This is a genomic window from Streptomyces montanus, from assembly GCF_005786655.1.
In the GTDB taxonomy this organism is placed as follows: domain Bacteria; phylum Actinomycetota; class Actinomycetes; order Streptomycetales; family Streptomycetaceae; genus Streptomyces; species Streptomyces sporangiiformans.
In genome coordinates this window covers 41,530-61,297 of the sequence record NZ_VBZC01000056.1, presented here as the reverse complement: position 1 = coordinate 61,297, position 19,768 = coordinate 41,530, and the positions used below count along the sequence as shown (strand labels likewise).

Genomic DNA, 19,768 nt, shown 5'->3' with positions numbered 1-19,768 from the left:
AACCTCGCCCCGACCGAATGGCCGGAGACGGGGTATCAACATATCTGGCGTTGATTTTTGGCACGCTGTTGAGTTCTCAAGGAACGGACGCTTCCTTCGTACTCACCCTCTCGGGCTTTTCTCCGGGCGCTTCCCTTCGGTCTTGCGTTTCCGACTCTATCAGACTCTTTCGCGTCCGATTTTCCGTCGGTGGCCATTCTCCGCGTCAGCGGGATATTGGCCCTGTGGCACTGCGTCTTTTGGCTCCAAGGTTTCCCTTGCGGCCTTCGACATTCACTACGTTAACCGATCCCCCCGGCAGCTCATAATCGAGTTCCGCGAGTTCGAATTGCGGCACGCAGGCACACAAAATTCGCCCTCGCTGAGAGGGAGTCGTAGGTAGTGGGTTGGCCGCTCCCGGCTGCAGGCTGAACGCCGTACCCGGTTCAAGCGGCTCGGGCTACATTACGGTTCGCCCAGGGAGGCGTCAAGTTCGGCGTCGACGGGGCGTATGGGCTCGATAGGGGCTCACCGTCGGATCGTTGGCGATCCAGAAGCGCCACGGGTGGACGCCGCCGTCACCGGAGACACCGGTGCGTGGACCGTTGCGCACCTGGTCAGGGCCTACTGGTGTGCCCGCGAGCAGGGTGAATGGGGAGCCCTCGGGCGCGCAGGCGTCCGTGCCGTTGAGGGCTCGGTCCACGCCCAGGGCGGTCGCGAGCCGTGCGGGGCCTTTGGCCAGTTCCTTGTCCTGTTGGGCCGAGAGTCGCCGTTTGCGGGCGAGTTCGGCGCCTTCGATGATCTCTCCGGCACGGAGCAGGACCGCGCTCGCACGGCCCTCCGGACCGCACACCAGGTTCATGCAGTGCCACATGCCGTAGGTGAAGTAGACGTACACATGGCCGGGCGGACCGAACATCACGTCGTTGCGGGCCGTGCGCCCGCGATAGGCGTGGGAGCCGGGGTCGTTCTGGCCGTCGTATGCCTCGACCTCCGTGAGGCGGAGTTCGATCGGTCCGTCCGGGGTGGTGCGCACGAGGATGCGCCCCAGGAGGTCGGGGGCGACCTCCAGGACAGGGCGGTCGAAGAACTCCCGGGTGAGGGGCGTACGGTCAGGGGCCGCGATCATGGCGTACGAGCGTAGTGCAGACGTATGTCTGGCGGCTCGGTGGCCGGAGGGCGTGCGCCTTGCCAGGGTGAGGTGTGGAACCGGCCACGGCTGGTTCGCGTTTGTATGGATCAAGGATCCGCACGGAGACAGGCGTCGGCCTGAGGAGGAAACACATGGGGTTCAAGCGGCTGCTTGCGAGCCTGGGTGCTGGTGGGGCTTCGGTCGAGACGGTACTGACCGAGGTGAATGTCGTCCCCGGCGGCGTCGTCCAGGGTGAGGTGCGGATCCAGGGCGGATCCGTGAACCAGGAGATCGAGGGGCTTTCGGTCGGGCTCCAGGCCCGGGTGGAGGTCGAGGGGCACGACGACCAGGAGCTCAAGCAGAACATCGAGTTCGCGAAGCTGCGGCTCGGCGGAGCCTTCGAGCTGCAGGCGAACGCGGTGCACGCGGTGCCGTTCGGGCTTGAGATCCCGTGGGAGACTCCGGTCACGACCATCGACGGTCAGCCGCTGCGCGGGATGAACATCGGTGTGACCACGGAGCTCGAGATCGCGCGGGCCGTGGACTCCGGTGACCTGGACCCGATCAGCGTGCATCCGCTGCCGGCGCAGCAGGCGCTTCTGGACGCCTTCATCCAGCTGGGCTTCCGGTTCAAGAGCGCGGACATGGAGCGCGGTCACATCCGGGGTACGCGGCAGAAGCTGCCGTTCTACCAGGAGATCGAGTTCTTCCCGCCGCAGCAGTACCGCGGCCTCAACCAGGTCGAGTTGAGCTTCGTCGCCGACGAGCACGAGATGGACGTCGTGCTGGAGATGGACAAGAAGCCGGGTCTGTTCGGCGAGGGCAGCGACTCGTTCCGGTCGTTCAAGGTGGGGCTGAACGACTTCCACGGGACCGACTGGGCGGCGTATCTCAACCAGTGGCTGTCCGAGGTCGGTAGCCGGCGCAACTGGTTCTAGGCTCGGGGACCAGGGCCTGATCCGCCGGACAGGCCCTGGAGATTCCACCGATCAGGAACCGATCAGGAGGTGCCGAGGTGACCGAGCCCAAGAGGCCACCGCTTCCCCACGACTTCCATCCCGCTGTGCCGTCGTTCACGGTCACGAGCGAGGACGTGGAGCCGGGCGCGGTGCTGAAGGACGCTCAGGTCCATGCGGCCGGGAACACTTCGCCGCAGCTGCGCTGGGAGGGCTTCCCGCCGGAGACCAAGAGCTTCGCCGTGACGTGCTTCGACCCGGACGCCCCCACGGGCAGCGGGTTCTGGCACTGGACCGTGTTCGACATTCCGGCCTCGGTGACCGAGCTGCCGGCGGGCGCGGGCAGCGGCAAGTTCGAGGGGCTGCCGGAGGGAGCGGTTCAGGTCCGCAACGACTACGGGACGAAGGAGTTCGGCGGTGCCGCGCCGCCGCCCGGGGACCCGGCACACCGGTACGTCTTCACGGTGTACGCGGTGGATCAGGAGAAGCTCGGTCCGGACTCGGACGCGTCGCCCGCTGTCGTGGGCTTCAACCTGCGCTTCCACACGCTGGCGAGGGCTCAGCTCATCGCGGAGTACGCGGCACCCGCGGACAGTTGAGCGTTCTGAGCGTTCACTGAGCGTTTGCCCGCCTCTGGTCTTGGAATTGATCAGGGGCGGGCATTTTTTATTGCGTTGTCCATCTCGGCGTGCCCGGCCAGAGTTGATCCAAGCCCGCCAGGAGGTGGGCCGGTGCACGGAGGAGGTGGGCTGGATGCGGGACACGCTGGTGCTGAACGCGAGCTTCGAGCCGCTGTCGACGGTGACGATGAATCGAGCCGTCGTTCTGGTGCTGCAGGACAAGGCTGTCGTCGAGCAGGCCCACCCCGAACTGCGTATGCGCGGAGCCGCGGTCGACATACCGGTGCCCCGGGTGATCAGGCTGTGCCGCTATGTGAGGGTGCCCTTTCGAAGACAAGCTCCGTGGTCCAGGCGCGGTGTTCTCATACGTGACCGGCACAGGTGCGCGTACTGCGGGAGGCGGGCGACGACCGTTGACCACGTGGTGCCACGGGCGCAGGGTGGTGCGGACTCCTGGCTGAACACGGTGGCGTCGTGTGCGGAGGACAATCACCGCAAGGCGGACCGGACTCCGGAGCAGGCAGGCATGCCGCTGCTGCGGCACCCGTTCGAGCCGACGCCGGCGGACGCGATGCTGCTGGCCCTGGCCCGGGACGAGCTCAACGCCCTGCCGGACTGGCTGGCACAGCCGGCGGCATAGTACGTACGTGACTGGGGCCCACCTCCCGACGGAGGTGGGCCCCAGTCACGTACGTACGCGTTCAGTCGGTGACGGACGGCTTCTCGCGGCGCTCCGTGCCTCCGCTGCCCGGGCCGCCGCCCATCCCGCCCATCGGTCCGAAGTTGCCCATGGCACCGCTCAGCCCCTTGAGCGCGTCGCCGATTTCACTCGGCACGATCCAGAGCTTGTTGGCGTCGCCCTCGGCGATCTTCGGGAGCATCTGGAGGTACTGGTAGGCGAGGAGCTTCTGGTCCGCGTCACCGGCGTGGATGGACTCGAAGACGGTCCGGATGGCCTGTGCCTCACCCTCGGCGCGCAGCGCGGCGGCCCTGGCCTCACCTTCGGCGCGCAGGATCGCGGACTGCTTCTCACCCTCGGCGGTCAGGATCTGGGACTGGCGGATACCTTCGGCGGTGAGGATCGCGGCACGCTTGTCACGGTCGGCGCGCATCTGCTTCTCCATCGAGTCCTGGATGGAGGTGGGCGGCTCGATCGCCTTGAGCTCGACGCGATTGACGCGGATGCCCCACTTGCCGGTGGCCTCGTCGAGGACGCCGCGCAGCGCCGCGTTGATCTCCTCGCGGGAGGTCAGGGTCCGCTCCAGGTCCATGCCACCGATGATGTTGCGGAGCGTGGTGACGGTGAGTTGCTCGATGGCCTGGATGTAGCTGGCGACTTCGTACGTCGCGGCTCGCGCGTCGGTCACCTGGTAGTAGATGACGGTGTCGATGTTCACGACCAGGTTGTCCTGGGTGATCACGGGTTGCGGTGGGAAGGGCACGACCTGTTCGCGGAGGTCGATGCGGTTGCGGATCGAGTCGATGAACGGGACCACGATGTTCAGGCCCGCGTTGAGCGTCCGCGTGTAGCGGCCGAAGCGCTCGACGATGGCGGCGCTTGCCTGTGGAATGACCTGGATGGTCTTGATCAGCGCGATGAAGACCAACACCACCAGAATGATCAGGACGATGATGATCGGTTCCATCGTTGCTCCCCGTACCCTTCTCCGCCTCGGCGTTCCGGAAGATCTTGTGACTGTTGAAGATCTTGCTGGACGAGTGTGTCAGACCACAACTCCCCGCGTAATGCGTTCTGTCCACTGAACGCCGCGCGACCTCATAGGACGATCGCCGTGGCGCCTTCGATGTCCACGACGTCCACCTCTTGACCTACTTCGTAGGTCCGGGCTGTGTCGAGAGCGCGCGCGGACCAGACCTCACCGCCGAGCTTGATCCGGCCACCGGAACCGTCCACCCGCTCCAGGACCACGGCCTGTTTGCCTTTCAACGCTTCTACGCCTGTGGCGAGTTGGGGCATCTGTGAGCGATGCCGGGCCGCGACGGGGCGTACCACGGCGATGAGAGCGACCGAGACGGCGACGAAGACCACGACCTGCAGTACGACGCCGCCTCCGAGCCCCGCGGTCAGTGCGCCCGCGACCGCGCCGACGGCCAGCATTCCGAACTCCGGCATCGCGGTCACGACGAGCGGGATTCCGAGCCCGACCGCACCGATCAGCCACCACACCCATGCGTCGATGTCGTTCACATGGTCATGGTAGGTCCGCGGGTCCTGTCGCCGACAGGGCGCCGATCAAGTTGGCACAGGTGTTATGGGTGTTGTGGACTGTCAGGACAGCGGCAGGCCCTGGGCCGTCCAGCGGTCGCCGACCTGTTCGACGACGAGCGGCAGCCCGAAGCAGAGCGACAGGTTGCGCGAGGTGAGTTCGAGCTCCAGCGGTCCGGCGGCGAGCACCTTGCCCTGACGGATCATCAGGACGTGGGTGAAGCCGGGCGCGATCTCCTCGACGTGGTGCGTGACCATGATCATCGAGGGCGCGATCGGGTCGCGGGCGAGGCGGCCGAGGCGGCGTACGAGGTCCTCGCGGCCGCCGAGGTCGAGGCCGGCGGCGGGCTCGTCGAGCAGCAGGAGCTCCGGGTCGGTCATCAGGGCGCGGGCGATCAGGGTGCGCTTGCGCTCGCCCTCGGAGAGCGTGCCGAACCTGCGTTCCAGGTACTCGCTCATGCCGAGGCGGTCGAGGAAGGCGCGGGCGCGCTGCTCGTCGATGTCCTCGTAGTCCTCGTGCCAGCCGGCGGTCATGCCGTACGCGGCGGTCAGTACCGTCTGCAGGACCGTCTGGCGCTTGGGGAGCTTTTCCGCCATGGCGATGCCGGCCATGCCGATGCGCGGGCGCAGGTCGAAGACGTCGACCTTGCCGAGAGTGTCGCCGAGGATGGTGGCGGTGCCCTGGCTGGGGAAGAGGTAGCTGGACGCGACATTCAGGAGGGTCGTTTTCCCGGCGCCGTTGGGGCCGAGGATGACCCAGCGCTCGCCCTCCTTGACCGACCAGGAGACCTGGTCCACCAGAGCCCGGCCCTCGCGGACCACGGATACGTCCTCCAGCTCCAGAACATCGCTCATGAGCGCGCTGTCTCCCAAATGCAGTCTCGGCCGTCGCCTGCGCCTTGTGGACGCAGCCCCCAGGGAAATCTACGCCACCGGTCGGCCGGTCCATTCCATCGGTCCGGTCCTTAGGGTGGGGGCATGCTTTCGGAACCACGCTCAGGACGGCTGGCAGCATGGGGAAATGCCCTTTTGGCCGGGCTCGTTTCGCCGGACGACGCGGTCCTCGCCATGGTCGGCGAGGACGCCCTGCACCGGGTGGAGGGGCTGCCCGGCGAGACGGGGCCCGTCGGGCTCACGCTCGCGCTGGGACGGTTGCGTGCCCTCGGCGTGACGGGTCTGCGCGTGGCGCTGCCCGCGCCGGGGCATCCACTGGGCCTGAGCGGGCCGCCCGAGTTCAACGCTCGCGCCCTGGACGCGGAGGAGGCGGTCGTCTGCCACGGCGGCGCGCTGGGTCTGGTGCCGGAGGTGTCCGAGGCCGGTCCCGAGGGCGACGTACATGTGGAGGTCGTCTGGCACTGTCTGGAGGTGCGCGAGGCGCCGCCCGCCGATGTGCCCTCGCTCGGCGAGGCCGAGCGGGAGCTCGCGGAGGCGCTGCGCGAGGCCACCGATGTGCTGTCACGGCTCGACGTGGCCGGTTCGGGTCCGGTCGCCGAGGCGGCGGTCGACGCGTACCGGGCGCGGGCCGAACGGGGCGGCGAGGTACTGGCTCCCGGCTATCCGCAACGTGCGGTACGGGTCCTGGAGCTGGCGCAGCGCGTCGGGCTGCTCATCTCGGTGGCGTACGAGAACGGCCACGGCGGAGCCGTGAGCGCCTCGGAGATGGCCGCGCGCTCCGAAGCCCTGCGCCCGGTCGAACGCACGGCCAGGCGAGCACAGGTGGCCGCGTACAACGCGTTCGTGGAGGAGCGGGAGCGGGGCGCGCGCTGAGATCCGGTCCGCGCAAGGGGAAGGCCCCGCGGACCGGAAGGTCCGCGGGGCCGGTGGCCGGTGAGGCCGGTGGCCGGTGGCCGTGAAGCCTCAGCCGTTCGTGACAGAAGCGCCGGACACCGGGTTCAGGAGTCCGATCACGTTGGCGGTGTTGCCGACGACGGCAGCGGGGACGTCGACGGGAACCTGGACCACGTTGCCCGAGAGGACCCCCGGAGACCCCTCGGCCGCGCCGTTGGCGCCCGTGTCGGCGACAGCCGTACCGGCGGAGGCACCTGCGGCGAGTCCGGCGACAGTGAGGGCCATGGCGGCCTTCTTGGCGATGTTCATAAGAAGCATTCCTCCTGCGTTTGCGTATCCGACCCGGCCGCGGGTCGTACCCTGAGCAACGCACGGAATGCCTGGACGGCACGGGAAGCCGTGCCCGTTTTGCCCGTTCGGGCCAATGACCCGACGAGTCGACAACCGGACCGGCCCCCCAAGGCGTCCTGGGAGGCCGGTGGTCGCCGCCGATCCGGGCGTACGTCAGCCGTTGAAGCCCTGGTTGCCGAACGTCGGGTTCAGGGCGCCGACCACGTTCACGGTGTTGCCGACGACGTTCACCGGTACGTGGACCGGGGTCTGGACGAGGTTGCCCGAGGCGACGCCGGGCGAGCCCACGGCCTGGCCGCTCGCGTGCGCGCCGTCGGTGGCGGAGGCGAAACCGGCACCGGCGACCACCAGGCCACCGGCCACCATCGTGACGGCAGCGGCCTTCTTCAGGTTCTTCACTTCTGAGCTCCTCCTTGCGATCGCTGCGGCAAGGCGCCGCAGCACGCAATGGAGAACGGCGCGGATCCACGATGGATGCGCCGACTGGGGGACATTCCCACGACGGTATGAATCTCGGCCCGGAAGGGAACCATCCGTGGTGCCGCCGCGGTACAAGTGCGGGGCCCGCGGTCAGCCGGTCACACCATGACGTACGGCCCAGAGCGCGGCCTGCGTCCGGTCGGCGAGGTCGAGCTTCATCAGGATGTTCGAGACATGCGTCTTGACGGTCTTCTCGGAGAGGACGAGGGCGCGGGCGATCTCGCGGTTGGACCGGCCATCGGCGATCAGGCCGAGGACCTCACGCTCCCGTTCGGTGAGTGAACCGCCTCTCCCCTGGCCGAGGTTGGCCTCCTCCTGGGACAGCAGCGCGTCGGCGACCTCGGGCTGCAGCAGGATGTGTCCCGCGTGCACGGAGCGGATGGCGCCCGCGAGCGCGTCGGGGTCCACGTCCTTGTAGACGTATCCGGCGGCGCCGGCGCGCAGGGCCGGGACGACCGTGCGCTGCTCGGTGAAGCTGGTGACGATGAGCACGCGCGCGGAGTTGTCGAGTTCGCGCAGCTTGCGCAGCGCCTCGACGCCGTCCATGCCCGGCATCTTGACGTCCATGAGGACGACGTCGGGCTTCAACTCCTGGGCGCGGGCGACACCTTCGGCACCGTCGGACGCCTCTCCCACGACCTCGATGTCGTCCTGTATCTCCAAGAAGGTGCGCAGACCGCGACGGACCACTTGGTGGTCGTCGACGAGCAGCACCTTGATTGTGTCAGCCACCAGGGACCTCCATCTCGATGGTGGTGCCCTTCCCGGGCGCCGATTCCACGGTCAGCCGGCCGCCGACACCGCTCGCCCTGTCGCGCATCGACACCAGCCCCAGGTGACGTCCCGCGCGGCGTATCGCCTGGGGCTCGAAGCCGCTGCCGTCGTCGGTGACGCGCAGGACCGCTCCTGGGCCGCGCCTATCGAGGGTGACGTCGACTCGGGCCGCTGCGGAGTGCCGCAGCGCGTTGTGCAGGGCCTCCTGGGCGACGCGGAGCAGGGCCTCCTCCTGGGCCGCGGGCAGTGCGCGTACGCCTCGGCCGGTGAAGGTCACGCGGGCGGAGTGGGCGCGGTCGAGGACCTGTATCTGGGTGCGCAACGTGGCCACCAGACCGTCCTCGTCGAGGGCCGCGGGGCGCAGCTCGACGACGGCGGCGCGCAGTTCGTCGGCGGCCTCCGCGGCGAGCGCGGCCACCTGCTGCAGTTCGCCCTTGGCGCGGCCCGGGTCGCGGTCGACCAGGGCGGCCGCGGCCTGGGCGGTGAGCCGCAGGGAGAACAGCTTTTGACTGACGGCGTCGTGGAGCTCATGGGCGAGCCGGGAGCGTTCCTCGACGATCGTGAGCTCCCGGCTGCGCTCGTACAGGCGGGCGTTGGTCAGGGCGATCGCGGCGTGCTGGGCGAGGATCGTCAGGAGTTCCTCGTCGTCCTCGGTGAAGCCGCAGGTGCCTTCCGGCTTGGGGCATTTCTTGTTGGCCAGGAAGAGTGCGCCGATGGTCTCGTCGCCGTCGCGGACGGGCAGGCCCAGGAAGTCGGACATGTCGGGGTGGGCACTCGGCCAGCCCTCGAAGCGGGGGTCCTTGCGCACGTCGGCGAGGCGCTCGGGCCGGTCCTCGTGCAGCATCGCGGCCAGGATGCCGTGCTGACGCGGCAGCGGGCCGATGGCCTTCCACTGGGCGTCGCTGACGCCGTCGACCACGAACTGGGCGAAGCCGCCGTGATCGTCGGGGACTCCGAGCGCCGCGTACTCGGCGTCGAGCAGCTCGCGGGCCGAGGCGACGATCGTCTTGAGGACGTCGCGCACCTCGAGGTGTCTGCTCATGGCCAGCAGTGCGGAACTCACCGCGGCCAGGCCCGACGGGGTTCCTTGGCTCATGACCTCACGGTACCGGCGGGGGGTGACAGCGCGTATCGGACCTGTGGTGGGCCCCTGCCTGGGACGGAGGGCCTAGGTCGAAGGGCCCCGCTGCTTTGCTGCCCGCGGACGAGGCGTCGTGGCGAGCCCTGTCCTTACGTTGAAGTCACTGCCGATCGCGGCAGCCACGCCCGACGGACGTGAGGGACGAGGGGACGGATGTCATGCCGGTAGCGATCATCACGGGGGCTTCGAAGGGGCTGGGGCGGGCGCTCGCCGAGGCCCTGGCGGGGCGCGGCTGGGATCTGGTGCTGGACGCCAGGACGGCGGAGGTTCTTCAGGAGACGGCCGCGGCCCTCGGCAAGCACGGAACCCGGGTGGAGGCGCTGCCCGGGGACGTCTCGGACGCGGCGCACCGTGCCGCGCTGGTGGCGGCGGCACGGCGGCTCGGTGGCGTCGACCTGCTGGTGAACAACGCGAGCGCGCTCGGCGCGGAACCGCTCGTACGGCTGGAGAACCTGGCGCTGGACGGGCTGAGGCATGCCCTGGAGGTCAATGTGGTCGCGGCGCTCGGGCTCGTCCAGGAGGCACTGCCGCTGCTGCGGGAGTCGGCGGCGGGGACGGTGATCGACATCAGTTCGGACGCGGCCGCCGAGGCATACGAGACCTGGGGCGGCTACGGCGCGTCGAAGGCGGCGCTCGACCATGTGTCGGCGGTCCTCGGCGCGGAGGAGCCCGGGCTGCGGGTCTGGGCGGTCGACCCGGGCGACATGGGCACGGACCTGTACGCGGCGGCCGTACCGGACGACGACGATCCACGGCCGGCTCCTGCGAGCGTCGTGCCGGCTTTCCTGCGCCTGCTCGACGAGCGCCCGGTGAGCGGCCGCTATGCGGCACCGGCACTCCTGGAGGTGGCCCGGTGACCGGCGCTCCTGAAGGCGGTCCGAGGGCCGGAGCCCCTCACTGCGGAGCCGGAGCCCCCACGCCCCTGGAGGGACGATGAGGACTGCCGTGAGGGTTCCGGAGGAGCTGTCGGCGCGGGTGCCGGCCGAACAGCGAGGGACCGGGCTCGACCGCGACGCGGTGCGGCTGCTGGTCTCGCGCGGTACGGAGGTGTCCCATCACACGTTCGCGGATCTGCCGGGGCTGCTGACGGCCGGGGACCTGCTCATCGTGAACACGTCGCCGACGCTGGCCGCGGCGGTGGACGGCAGGATCGGGCACGCGCGCGTGGTGGTCCATTTCTCGACCCTGGGCGATGACGGACGGTGGGCCGTCGAGGTGCGGGACCCCGACGGAGCGGGCACCACGCGCGCGCGTGCGGGCGGGCCCGCGGGTACGGAGGTACGCCTTCCCGGGGACGTACGACTCGTCCTGGAGGAGCCCCTCACTACGGGGAGCCTCCGGCTGTGGTGGGGGCAGGTGTCGGAACCGGACGTCCTGGGACTGCTGCGGCGGTACGGCAGGCCCATTCGTTACTCCTATACGGAGAGGGACCAGCCGCTGTCCGTGTACCAGACGGTGTTCGCGCTGCCGTCCGCCGACGGTGCGGGCAGCGCGGAGATGCCGAGCGCCGCGCGGCCCTTCACGTCTCGTCTGGTGGCGGAGCTGGTGAGCCGGGGGGTGCAGTTCGCGCCGGTCAGGCTGCACACCGGGGTCGCGTCCACCGAGGCGCACGAGCCGCCGTATCCGGAGCGCTTCGCGGTGCCGGAGGCGTCGGCGCGGCTGATCAATGCGGCGAAGGCAAATAAAACAAGGCGCGCAGCGCTTCCTTGGAAGGGTGGTGGTGGGCGACGGGAGGGCGGCAAGGTCATCGCGGTGGGGACGACCGCCGTGCGGGCCGTCGAGTCGGCCACCGGTGCCGACGGCGTCGTACACGCCCGTCAGGGCTGGACCGATCTCGTGGTGACCCCGGAGCGCGGTGTGCGGGTGGTCGACGGCCTGCTGACGGGGCTGCACGAGCCGGAGGCCTCGCATCTGCTGATGCTGGAGGCGATCGCGGGACCGGCGGTGCTCGGCCGCAGCTATGGCGAGGCGCTGCGCGGCCGCTACCTGTGGCACGAGTTCGGCGACGTGCACCTCATCCTGCCCGCCGAGGTCTCTCACGCAATGCATTGCTCCAGCAACTACCGGTGAGACCTCCACCCCCTCGATGTGAGCCCGGGCATAGGACCCACATCACGTACGAAGGCCGCTAGGAGACAAAGGGCTCCCGATGAGCGGGGCAGACGTGCCATTCTGTCACGTTTTGCCCTTCCTGTGTCCACTACCTCGGGTCGTACGTCACACCTTTGCCACAGGATTTTGCGGCCGCTAAGAATGGCTCCCGTCGCTCGGTGCCGTGGGTTCTCCCGCGGCGTTTGTGCCGGAACCCCCCAAGTCCGCATCCGGCTCGAGAGCGGCCTCCGCGCTATTCGAAGAGGTCCTTCAGCATGCCCCTGAACATCGACGTTTTTCGCCGCTATCGCCCCAGCTTCACCAAGAACCACAAGCACAAGATCGGTGTGGCCGGTGTCGCCTCGGTCGGTGCCGCCGCCCTCGCCTTCTCCCTCGCACCGGGCAACTCCGAGGCGGCGAGCGCCGAGTCCGTCCCCGCCGCTCCGGTCTCTTCGGTGGCCTTCGGCTCCGAGCAGGTCAAGGACGTGAAGGCCGGCATCAACGGTCAGCTGGCCGCCGCCAACGTGCAGGCCAAGATCGACGCGGCGAAGAAGAAGGCGGCCGACGAGGCCGCCGCGCAGAAGCAGGCCGCCGCAGCCGCCGCGGCGAAGAAGAAGGCAGCCGAGGCCGCCGCCAAGCAGAAGGCCGAGCAGGCGCGCAAGGCGAAGGAGGCCGCGAGCCGGGCCGCCCAGCGCGCCCAGGTCAAGCCGGTCCCGAAGAAGTACGCCAACAACCTCGACGGCTGGATCCGCGAGTCGCTCGACATCATGAAGAAGCGGGGCATACCGGGGTCGTACAACGGCATCAAGCGCAACATCATCCGTGAGTCCTCCGGCAACCCGAACGCCATCAACAACTGGGACATCAACGCCATCAACGGTGTGCCGTCGAAGGGCCTGCTGCAGGTCATCCCGCCGACCTTCTCCACCTACCACGTATCTGGCACGTCCTGGAACATCTACGACCCGGTCGCCAACATCACCGCCGCCTGCAACTACGCGGCCGACCGGTACGGCTCCATGGACAACGTCAACAGCGCGTACTGAGACTCGCGCGGACCTCTGGGTCTCAGTACGAACGCCGAAGGGCGGCACCCGACGGGGTGCCGCCCTTCGGTACTTGACCGGAGTACCGCTACTTCCGCATGACCTCGGGCTCGTGGCGGCGCAGGAACCGGGCCACGAAGAAGCCGCAGATCACGCCGAGGGCGATCAGCGCGGCCATGTCCATGCCCCAGGCCGAGGCCTCATGGTCCCACAGCGGGTCCGTGCTGCCCGGGTCGTCCGTGTTCGGGCTGATCTTGTTGAAGTCCAACGTGGTACCGGCGGCGGCGACCGCCCAGCGCGACGGCATCAGGTACGAGAACTCGTTGACGCCGACCGTGCCGTGCAGGATGAACAGGCAGCCGGTGAACACGACTTGGATGATCGCGAACATGACCAGCAGCGGCATCGTCTTCTCGGCGGTCTTCACCAGCGAGGAGATGACCAGGCCGAACATCATCGAGGTGAAGCCCAGCGCCATGATCGGGATGGAGAGTTCGAGCATGACGGCGGTCTTGCCCGTGCCGAAGATCAAGCCCTCGTCGGGGATCGTCCTGCTGGAGAAGCCGATCGCGCCGACCATGGCACCCTGCAGCACCGTGACCACGCCCAGGACGATCACCTTGGACATCAGGTACGCGGAACGTGACAGGCCGGTCGCCCGCTCCCGTTCGTAGATCACCCGTTCCTTGATCAGCTCACGGACGGAGTTCGCGGCGCCGGCGAAGCACGCGCCGACCGCGAGAATGAGTAGGACCGTGGTGGCCGTGCCGTTCGGGACGGGGATGCCGGTCTTCGAGTTCGGCGGGTTCACCAGCAGGGTCTTGTCCGCGTCGATGAGCAGGCTCACCGCGCCGAGCACCGCCGGCAGGATCACCGTCAGCGCCAGGAAGCCCTTGTCGGACGCGATCACCGACACATAGCGGCGGACCAGGGTGATCAGCTGCGAGCCCCAGCCCTGTGGCTTCGGTGGACGCATCGACTGGACGGGCGGCATCTGCGTCGATTGCGGGGCGACCGCGTCAATGTCCGCGGCGTACATCTGGTAGTGCTGCGAGCCCTTCCAGCGGCCCGCCCAGTCGTAGTCGCGGTAGTTCTCGAAGGCGGAGAAGACGTCGGCCCATGTGTCGTAGCCGAAGAAGTTCAGCGCCTCCTCGGGCGGGCCGAAGTAGGCGACTGAACCACCGGGCGCCATCACGAGGAGCTTGTCGCAGATCGCCAGTTCGGCCACGGAGTGCGTGACGACGAGGACCGTACGACCGTCGTCGGCGAGGCCGCGCAGCAGCTGCATGACATCGCGGTCCATGCCCGGGTCGAGACCGGAGGTCGGCTCGTCCAGGAAGATCAGCGAGGGCTTCGTCAGCAGCTCCAGGGCGACGGACACGCGCTTGCGCTGACCACCGGAGAGGGAGGTGACCTTCTTCTCCTTGTGGATGTCCAGCTTGAGCTCGCGCAGCACCTCGTCGATCCGGGCCTCGCGCTCCTGCCCCGTGGTGTCCGCGGGAAAGCGCAGCTTGGCGGCGTACTTGAGCGCCTTCTTGACGGTCAGCTCCTTGTGCAGGATGTCGTCCTGCGGGACCAGACCGATGCGCTGGCGCAGCTCGGCGAACTGCTTGTAAAGGTTCCTGTTGTCGTACAGGACGTCGCCCTGGTTGGCGGGGCGGTAGCCCGTGAGCGCCTTCAGGAGCGTCGACTTGCCGGAGCCGGACGGGCCGATGACCGCGATGAGCGACTTCTCCGGAACGCCGAAGGAGACGTCCTTGAGGATCTGCTTGCCGCCGTCGACCGTCACCGTCAGATGGCGGGCCGAGAAGGAGACCTCACCGGTGTCGACGAACTCCTCGAGGCGGTCGCCGACGAGGCGGAACGTCGAGTGGCCGACGCCGACGATGTCGTTCGGGCCGAGCAGCGCGGAGCCGCCCTTGGCGATCGGCAAACCGTTGACGTACGTGCCGTTGTGCGAGCCGAGGTCACGGATCTCGTAGCGGCCGTCGGGCGTCGCGTGGAACTCGGCGTGGTGACGCGAGACCTGCAGGTCGGAGACGACCAGCTCGTTCTCCAGGGCACGGCCGATGCGCATCACGCGGCCGAGCGCCATCTGGTGGAACGTGGTCGGACTGCGGTCACCGTAGACCGGCGGCGCCCCCGCGCCACCACCGGGCACTTTCTGCGCGTACGAATCGGCCGCGCCCTGCTGCTGCGGAACCTGCGCCTGTTGCGGTTGTTGCTGCCAGCCCTGCTGCGGGTTGGCCTGCTGCGGCGGTGCCTGCTGGGCCCAGCCGGCCGCTCCCGCGCCCTGCGCGGCGTACGGCTGCTGCTGGGGCTGTGCCTGCGGAGCCGCGGCGGCGCCCGAGAAGCTCAGACGCGGGCCGTCGGTCGCGTTGCCGAGGTGCACGGCCGAGCCCGGGCCGATCTCCATCTGATGGATCCGCTGGCCCTGCACAAAGGTGCCGTTGGTGCTGCCATGGTCCTCGACGACCCAACTGCGGCCGCCCCAGCTGATCGTGGCATGACGCCAGGAGACCCTGGCGTCGTCGAGCACGATGTCCCCCTGCGGATCACGTCCGAGGGTGTATGGCCTGGACGCATCGAGCGTCCAGGTCCGTCCGTTGAATTCCAGTACGAGTTCCGGCACTCCATGCCCCACTGAGTTGTCCCCCGAGTTACCCCCATCACAGGGAGTCTAGGGATGTCGAACATCGTGGGGAACTATTTCAGTAGGAGCCCTCTGACCGAAAGTCGGGCCTCGGGACGCCTAGGTACGGGTGTCTTGTCCGTTTCCGTTGACGGGGTTGAAACCGGCCCGGAGAGTGGTAATCCCACGCGAGGGGGACATCCGCGGTGGAGACGTCGCGGCGCGCATCCGGGGGGCTGAGGATGAGCTACGAGACCGCAAGGGGCGGCAGGCGTCTGCCGGTTGGCGAGGTGCTCCTGTCCTCGATCGCCGCCGTGAGCTGGGCGTTGATCGGCATGGCGGGCGTGGCGGCGCTGGGGCTGCATCTGCTCGAAGCGGACGCGGCGGGCTCGCTCGGGTCGATGACGGCGGCGGTTGTGGCGCTCGGGGCGGGTGGTTCGGTGACACCGTCCGGCGATGTGTCGGCTTTCGGCCTGGAGGGCGCACAGGCCGACACCGCCCTCCAGATCACGCCACTGGGCGTGAGCCTGGTGGGCGCGCTCCTGCTCTCCTGGTTCTTCCTGCGTTCCTTGCGCGGAGCGGGAGTTGTGATCCCGCTTGGCGAACTCCTCGCGCGCGCGGGCACGGTGGTGGTGCTCTTCGTCGCGATGCTGGGCGGGCTGGCCTGGGCGGGGCACGATGTGATCACGATCGACGGCGGTTCGCTCGGGCTCGACGAACTACCCGGCGGCGGGCTGCCGGACGGCATCGAGGTACCCGGACTCGGTGACGTCGGCGGGCTGCTGCCCGACCGGCTCGGGGATCTCGCGGACGTGAACGCGAAGGTCGGCTTCACGGTCGACACCGCGCCGACGCTGCTCGGTGGCCTGGGATGGGTGCTCGGCGTGCTGCTGATCGCCCTGCTGGCCTCGCGCCGGACGCCGTTGCCGCGCGGCTGGGCGGGGGTGCACCGGGTGGTGCGGCCGGCCGCCTCCGCGCTGGTCACGGTGGTACTGGTGGCCGTCGTGGCGGGGCTCGCGGCAGCGGCGTACGCGGCGATCGGAGACGACCATCCGAAACGGATCGCGGGCGCCGCGCTGCTCGGGGCGCCCAACGGGGTGTGGCTGGGCATCCCGATCGGGCTCTTCGTGCCATGGGACGGCAAGGCCACGGGCGAGCTCGCCCAGCTTCTTCCCGACCCCCTGGACGAACTGCTGCGTGTTTCCTCGGACCAGCCGGTCACGCTGGGGCGGTTGGCCGAACTGGACGGCATGGTCTGGTTGTTGGGGGTCGCGGCCGCGCTGATGATGCTGTACGCGGGCGTACTGACCGCGGCACGGACGCCCTTCGTACGCGCCGTACACGCCGTACGCGAGCAGGGAGCCGTCGGCTTCGCCGGGCGCTGCGCGCTGCGGCTGGGCGTCGTCACGGCGCTCACGCTGCCGCTGCTCTCCTGGCTGACGGAGGTGTCCGTGGGCGCCTCGCTGTCCGTCCTGGGTGTCGACGCGTTCGGAGCCGGCATCGAACTCCACGGACAGCTGGGCATGGCGCTCCTGCTCGGCGCCCTCTGGGGTGCCGGTGCGGGGGCGGCCGGGGCCCTGCTCGCGTATGCCTGCGGGGCCGCCGGACGCCGCGCGGCACCGCTGGCATGGGGTGACGCGGACGCCCACGGCGCACCGACCGCGGAGCCGTCGGCGGAGACCTCCGAACAGCCGGGGCCCTACAGCCCCGCCGCCCCGTACCGACCGGCGAACCCCGACACGAACCCGTACCTGCGGCTCCCCCACGACCTGCGGGATTCCCGGGACGAGCGGCGCCGCCCCGGCGTGCGGCCGCCAGGGGGCGCACCGTCCTCCGGCGACGGGCGGCCACCCGACGTGTACGGCACCCCCACCGTGGCCGGCCCCCTCCCACCACCGTCGGCTCCGCGGCCCCGGCCGAGGCCTGGGCCCTCCCAGGACGGGCCCCCTCCCCCACCGGACGAACGACCACCCCCGCCACCCCCTCCGGGGAGGCCTCGGGGAAGGCGGTGAGCCAAGAGCTCGGGAGCTCCCGGCCCTGTCCGTTCCCTGTCCGTCAGTCGGACCACAGGGGCGGGAGGCACTCGGTGCCGGATACGGTGGGAACACCATGAGTGCTTCGCAGACCTCAGACGTTCCCACTCTCCTTGTCAAGATCTTCGGCAAGGACCGCCCCGGCATCACGGCCGGGCTCTTCGACACCCTCGCCGCCTACTCGGTCGACGTGGTCGACATCGAGCAGGTCGTCACCCGTGGCCGGATCGTGCTGTGCGCGCTCGTGACCCAGCCGCCGAGCGGTGTCGAAGGCGAGCTGCGGGCCACGGTGCACAGCTGGGCGGACACCGTGAAGCTGCAGGCCGAGATCATCTCCGGCCGCGGCGACAACCGGCCGCGCGGCCACGGACGGTCGCTCGTCACCGTGCTCGGACACCCGCTCACGGCGAAGTCGACGGCCGCGATCGCCGCCCGGATCACCGCGACCGGCGGCAACATCGACCGTATCTTCCGGCTGGCCAAGTACCCGGTGACGGCGGTCGAGTTCGCCGTGTCCGGTACGGAGACCGAGGACCTGCGGACCGCCCTGGCGACCGAGTCCGCGGCACTCGGCGTCGACGTCGCCGTCGTCGCGGCCGGGCTGCACCGGCGTGCCCAGCGCCTGATCGTGATGGACGTGGACTCGACGCTCATCCAGGACGAGGTGATCGAGCTCTTCGCGGCCCACGCCGGCTGCGAGGACCAGGTCGCCGAGGTGACGGCGGCCGCGATGCTGGGCGAGCTGGACTTCGAACAGTCGCTGCACGCGCGCGTGGCGCTCCTCAAGGGGCTCGACGCCTCCGTGGTGGACAAGGTGCGCAGCGAGGTGCGGCTGACGCCCGGCGCGCGCACGCTGATCCGTACGCTGAAACGACTCGGCTACCAAGTCGGCGTCGTCTCGGGTGGGTTCACGCAGGTGACGGACGATCTCAAGGAGCGGCTCGGGCTCGACTTCGCCCAGGCCAACACGCTGGAGATCGTCGACGGGAAGCTGACCGGCAAGGTCACCGGTGAGATCGTGGACCGGGCGGGCAAGGCGCGGCTGCTGCGCCGGTTCGCCACCGAGGCGGGCGTACCGCTCGCCCAGACCGTGGCGATCGGGGACGGCGCGAACGACCTCGACATGCTGAACGCGGCCGGTCTCGGCATCGCCTTCAATGCCAAGCCGGTCGTACGCGAGGCCGCGCACACCGCGGTGAACTTCCCCTTCCTGGACACGGTCCTGTATCTGCTGGGCGTCACCCGCGAAGAGGTCGAGGCGGCGGACATGCACCTGGACTGAGGCCTGCCGGAAGCAGGCGGGACCGATGCCCCGCCGGCAGCGCCCTCAGAAGTCGTCGGCAGCCCCGTCAAGAAAACGGGCCCGGCACCGCGCGGTGCCGGGCCCGTCCACGTAGGGGTGAGGTCACTCGGTCGGCGCCCAGTAGTCGAGCAGCGTGCCCACGCCGGGCTCGAGGCTCTTCCAGGAGGTGGTGAAGGAGACCACGGCGAACGCGGCGGCGGGGAAGCCGTGGCGGCTCATCCGCTCCTTCGTGTCGCCCTCCGACTGGCCGGACAGGATGTCGGCGAGGCCCTGAACGCCGGGGTTGTGGCCGACCAGGAGCACGTTCTGGCTGTCGTCCGGGGTTTCGTTGAGCAGGGCGATCAGCTCACCGGGCGAGGCCTCGTAGAGCCGCTCCTCATAGACCGTTTTCGGCCGGTGCGGAAGCTCCTGGACGGCGAGTTTCCATGTCTCGCGGGTACGGGTCGCGGTCGAGCAGAGGGCCAGATCGAAGGGGATGCCGGTGTCGGCCAGCTTGCGTCCGGCGACGGCGGCGTCCTTGCGGCCCCGCTCAGCGAGCGGCCGCTCATGGTCGGGTACCTGGGGCCAGTCGGCTTTCGCATGCCGGAAAAGGACAATCCTGCGGGGTTCTGCGACGCTCATGGGTCCCAGCTTCGCATGAAAACACGCCACGGGGCGCAGGGAGTTGACCCGCCGTCCCGACACGGGGCACGGGAGCTCAGGAGCCCTGGCGCAGCACCGTCTCCTGGATGCGCTCGAAGAGGTGACCCACCGCGGGGTCGCCGCCGGTCGCGTGAGCGTCCGCGGGGTTGAGGATCACCAGGAGCAGCATCGCGAAGGCGAGTGCGGGCAGAACGAGGGCCCACCAGGGCAGCCGGACCTCGACGCCGCCCCTGATCGCCGAGTGGGGCCGGGTGTGCGTAGGGGCCGACATGCCGCCTCCGTGGGTCTTCGAAGGGTTCGTGATCCGCGTCGTCGCGGCCACACTTCGAAGCTACGGATTCGGGAGCCCTCAACCCATCCGGTGATCCACCCACTTGACCCTGACACTCACCCCCTAGGGGATGGTGGGGCTAGCCCCACCATGCCGTGGCGGAGCCACGCACCGGGTCACGGTCACGGCGAAGCGATCGTCGCGATGATGCCGATGATCACGAATACGGCGAGAAACGTGCCGAAGACGAGCAGCATCTTCTTCTGGCCGTTCTGGGGGTTCGGGTCGAGCACGGGCATACG

21 protein-coding genes are annotated in these 19,768 nt (G+C 69.3%); 9 read left to right on the top strand and 12 right to left on the bottom strand.

Annotation, left to right across the window (positions count from 1 at the left end):
• Positions 1-466 precede the first annotated feature (466 nt).
• Positions 467-1,108 carry a DNA-3-methyladenine glycosylase gene (locus FE633_RS36455; protein ID WP_138049457.1) on the bottom strand — a complete coding sequence of 214 codons (642 nt, stop codon included), beginning with the start codon at positions 1,106-1,108 and terminating at the stop codon, positions 467-469.
• A 155-nt stretch (positions 1,109-1,263) separates the two neighbouring features.
• Between FE633_RS36455 and FE633_RS36450 the strand changes: the two genes are divergently transcribed.
• The 3 genes from FE633_RS36450 (at position 1,264) to FE633_RS36440 (ending at position 3,327) form a co-directional block, all read left to right on the top strand.
• A complete protein-coding gene (locus tag FE633_RS36450) occupies positions 1,264-2,049 on the top strand; it encodes a sporulation protein (protein WP_138049456.1) in 786 nt (261 codons plus the stop codon).
• 77 nt (positions 2,050-2,126) lie between these two features.
• Positions 2,127-2,666 carry a YbhB/YbcL family Raf kinase inhibitor-like protein gene (locus FE633_RS36445; RefSeq protein ID WP_138049455.1) on the top strand — a complete coding sequence of 180 codons (540 nt, stop codon included), beginning with the start codon at positions 2,127-2,129 and terminating at the stop codon, positions 2,664-2,666.
• Between the two features lie 154 nt (positions 2,667-2,820).
• The gene (locus tag FE633_RS36440; RefSeq protein ID WP_138049454.1) at positions 2,821-3,327 is read left to right on the top strand and encodes an HNH endonuclease; all 507 of its coding nucleotides are present in this window, start codon (positions 2,821-2,823) and stop codon (positions 3,325-3,327) included.
• A 61-nt stretch (positions 3,328-3,388) separates the two neighbouring features.
• Here the strand turns inward: FE633_RS36440 and FE633_RS36435 are convergent, their stop codons facing one another.
• The 3 genes from FE633_RS36435 to FE633_RS36425 form a co-directional block, all read right to left on the bottom strand.
• The gene (locus tag FE633_RS36435) at positions 3,389-4,333 is read right to left on the bottom strand and encodes an SPFH domain-containing protein (RefSeq protein ID WP_138049453.1); all 945 of its coding nucleotides are present in this window, start codon (positions 4,331-4,333) and stop codon (positions 3,389-3,391) included.
• Between the two features lie 131 nt (positions 4,334-4,464).
• A complete protein-coding gene (locus tag FE633_RS36430) occupies positions 4,465-4,896 on the bottom strand; it encodes an NfeD family protein (RefSeq protein ID WP_138049452.1) in 432 nt (143 codons plus the stop codon).
• 81 nt (positions 4,897-4,977) lie between these two features.
• Positions 4,978-5,769, bottom strand: a complete 792-nt coding sequence (locus FE633_RS36425) for an ABC transporter ATP-binding protein (RefSeq protein WP_138049451.1) — start codon at positions 5,767-5,769, stop codon at positions 4,978-4,980.
• Positions 5,770-5,892: 123 nt separating this feature from the next.
• Here FE633_RS36425 and FE633_RS36420 point away from each other — a divergent pair, with 123 nt between their 5' ends.
• Complete coding sequence (locus tag FE633_RS36420; RefSeq protein ID WP_138049450.1) at positions 5,893-6,681, top strand: hypothetical protein; 789 nt, start codon at positions 5,893-5,895, stop codon at positions 6,679-6,681.
• A gap of 90 nt (positions 6,682-6,771) precedes the next feature.
• Here the strand turns inward: FE633_RS36420 and FE633_RS36415 are convergent, their stop codons facing one another.
• The 4 genes from FE633_RS36415 to FE633_RS36400 all read right to left on the bottom strand — a co-directional run bounded on the left by FE633_RS36415 (position 6,772) and on the right by FE633_RS36400 (position 9,403).
• Positions 6,772-7,011, bottom strand: a complete 240-nt coding sequence (locus tag FE633_RS36415; RefSeq protein ID WP_138049449.1) for a chaplin — start codon at positions 7,009-7,011, stop codon at positions 6,772-6,774.
• Between the two features lie 195 nt (positions 7,012-7,206).
• On the bottom strand, positions 7,207-7,452 hold the full coding sequence (locus FE633_RS36410; protein WP_138049448.1) for a chaplin: 246 nt from the start codon (positions 7,450-7,452) through the stop codon (positions 7,207-7,209).
• Between the two features lie 171 nt (positions 7,453-7,623).
• Positions 7,624-8,265 carry a response regulator gene (locus FE633_RS36405; protein ID WP_119102352.1) on the bottom strand — a complete coding sequence of 214 codons (642 nt, stop codon included), beginning with the start codon at positions 8,263-8,265 and terminating at the stop codon, positions 7,624-7,626.
• On the bottom strand, positions 8,258-9,403 hold the full coding sequence (locus FE633_RS36400; RefSeq protein WP_138049447.1) for a GAF domain-containing sensor histidine kinase: 1,146 nt from the start codon (positions 9,401-9,403) through the stop codon (positions 8,258-8,260). The genes FE633_RS36405 and FE633_RS36400 overlap by 8 nt, the downstream gene beginning before the upstream one ends.
• A gap of 203 nt (positions 9,404-9,606) precedes the next feature.
• On the opposite strand from FE633_RS36400, the gene FE633_RS36395 reads away from it, so the two are divergent.
• From FE633_RS36395 to FE633_RS36385, 3 genes are all read left to right on the top strand, one after another.
• Positions 9,607-10,305: an SDR family NAD(P)-dependent oxidoreductase gene (locus tag FE633_RS36395; protein WP_138049446.1), complete on the top strand. Its 699-nt coding sequence runs from the start codon at positions 9,607-9,609 to the stop codon at positions 10,303-10,305.
• Between the two features lie 76 nt (positions 10,306-10,381).
• Positions 10,382-11,518 (top strand): S-adenosylmethionine:tRNA ribosyltransferase-isomerase, encoded by a 1,137-nt coding sequence (locus FE633_RS36390; protein WP_138049445.1) that lies wholly within the window; start codon positions 10,382-10,384, stop codon positions 11,516-11,518.
• 296 nt (positions 11,519-11,814) lie between these two features.
• A complete protein-coding gene (locus FE633_RS36385; RefSeq protein WP_138049444.1) occupies positions 11,815-12,585 on the top strand; it encodes a transglycosylase SLT domain-containing protein in 771 nt (256 codons plus the stop codon).
• Positions 12,586-12,673: 88 nt separating this feature from the next.
• Here FE633_RS36385 and FE633_RS36380 read toward each other — a convergent pair whose 3' ends face one another.
• Positions 12,674-15,217: an ABC transporter ATP-binding protein/permease gene (locus FE633_RS36380; protein ID WP_138049462.1), complete on the bottom strand. Its 2,544-nt coding sequence runs from the start codon at positions 15,215-15,217 to the stop codon at positions 12,674-12,676.
• Positions 15,218-15,459: 242 nt separating this feature from the next.
• Here FE633_RS36380 and FE633_RS36375 point away from each other — a divergent pair, with 242 nt between their 5' ends.
• Positions 15,460-17,229 carry a streptophobe family protein gene (locus FE633_RS36375; protein WP_138049443.1) on the top strand — a complete coding sequence of 590 codons (1,770 nt, stop codon included), beginning with the start codon at positions 15,460-15,462 and terminating at the stop codon, positions 17,227-17,229.
• Between the two features lie 97 nt (positions 17,230-17,326).
• The gene (gene serB, locus FE633_RS36370; protein ID WP_138049442.1) at positions 17,327-18,532 is read left to right on the top strand and encodes a phosphoserine phosphatase SerB; all 1,206 of its coding nucleotides are present in this window, start codon (positions 17,327-17,329) and stop codon (positions 18,530-18,532) included.
• Between the two features lie 123 nt (positions 18,533-18,655).
• On the opposite strand, the gene FE633_RS36365 is transcribed toward serB, so the two are convergent.
• The 3 genes from FE633_RS36365 to FE633_RS49360 all read right to left on the bottom strand — a co-directional run bounded on the left by FE633_RS36365 (position 18,656) and on the right by FE633_RS49360 (position 19,765).
• A complete protein-coding gene (locus tag FE633_RS36365; protein ID WP_138049441.1) occupies positions 18,656-19,174 on the bottom strand; it encodes a SixA phosphatase family protein in 519 nt (172 codons plus the stop codon).
• Positions 19,175-19,250: 76 nt separating this feature from the next.
• Entirely contained in the window at positions 19,251-19,466 is a 216-nt protein-coding gene (locus tag FE633_RS36360) for a hypothetical protein (RefSeq protein WP_138049440.1), read from the bottom strand.
• A gap of 182 nt (positions 19,467-19,648) precedes the next feature.
• Complete coding sequence (locus FE633_RS49360) at positions 19,649-19,765, bottom strand: SGM_5486 family transporter-associated protein (RefSeq protein WP_138049439.1); 117 nt, start codon at positions 19,763-19,765, stop codon at positions 19,649-19,651.
• Positions 19,766-19,768 lie beyond the last annotated feature (3 nt).

Coding starts and splice junctions, on each gene's coding strand:
- FE633_RS36415 (WP_138049449.1), bottom strand. CDS start 7,011: ATGAACATCGCCAAGAAGGCCGCCATGGCCCTCACTGTCGCCGGACTC.
- FE633_RS36390 (WP_138049445.1), top strand. CDS start 10,382: ATGAGGACTGCCGTGAGGGTTCCGGAGGAGCTGTCGGCGCGGGTGCCG.
- FE633_RS36440 (WP_138049454.1), top strand. CDS start 2,821: ATGCGGGACACGCTGGTGCTGAACGCGAGCTTCGAGCCGCTGTCGACG.
- FE633_RS36455 (WP_138049457.1), bottom strand. CDS start 1,108: ATGATCGCGGCCCCTGACCGTACGCCCCTCACCCGGGAGTTCTTCGAC.
- FE633_RS36425 (WP_138049451.1), bottom strand. CDS start 5,769: ATGAGCGATGTTCTGGAGCTGGAGGACGTATCCGTGGTCCGCGAGGGC.
- FE633_RS36435 (WP_138049453.1), bottom strand. CDS start 4,333: ATGGAACCGATCATCATCGTCCTGATCATTCTGGTGGTGTTGGTCTTC.
- FE633_RS36385 (WP_138049444.1), top strand. CDS start 11,815: ATGCCCCTGAACATCGACGTTTTTCGCCGCTATCGCCCCAGCTTCACC.
- FE633_RS36400 (WP_138049447.1), bottom strand. CDS start 9,403: ATGAGCCAAGGAACCCCGTCGGGCCTGGCCGCGGTGAGTTCCGCACTG.
- FE633_RS36375 (WP_138049443.1), top strand. CDS start 15,460: ATGAGCTACGAGACCGCAAGGGGCGGCAGGCGTCTGCCGGTTGGCGAG.
- FE633_RS36420 (WP_138049450.1), top strand. CDS start 5,893: ATGCTTTCGGAACCACGCTCAGGACGGCTGGCAGCATGGGGAAATGCC.
- serB (WP_138049442.1), top strand. CDS start 17,327: ATGAGTGCTTCGCAGACCTCAGACGTTCCCACTCTCCTTGTCAAGATC.
- FE633_RS36365 (WP_138049441.1), bottom strand. CDS start 19,174: ATGAGCGTCGCAGAACCCCGCAGGATTGTCCTTTTCCGGCATGCGAAA.
- FE633_RS36360 (WP_138049440.1), bottom strand. CDS start 19,466: ATGTCGGCCCCTACGCACACCCGGCCCCACTCGGCGATCAGGGGCGGC.
- FE633_RS49360 (WP_138049439.1), bottom strand. CDS start 19,765: ATGCCCGTGCTCGACCCGAACCCCCAGAACGGCCAGAAGAAGATGCTG.
- FE633_RS36450 (WP_138049456.1), top strand. CDS start 1,264: ATGGGGTTCAAGCGGCTGCTTGCGAGCCTGGGTGCTGGTGGGGCTTCG.
- FE633_RS36395 (WP_138049446.1), top strand. CDS start 9,607: ATGCCGGTAGCGATCATCACGGGGGCTTCGAAGGGGCTGGGGCGGGCG.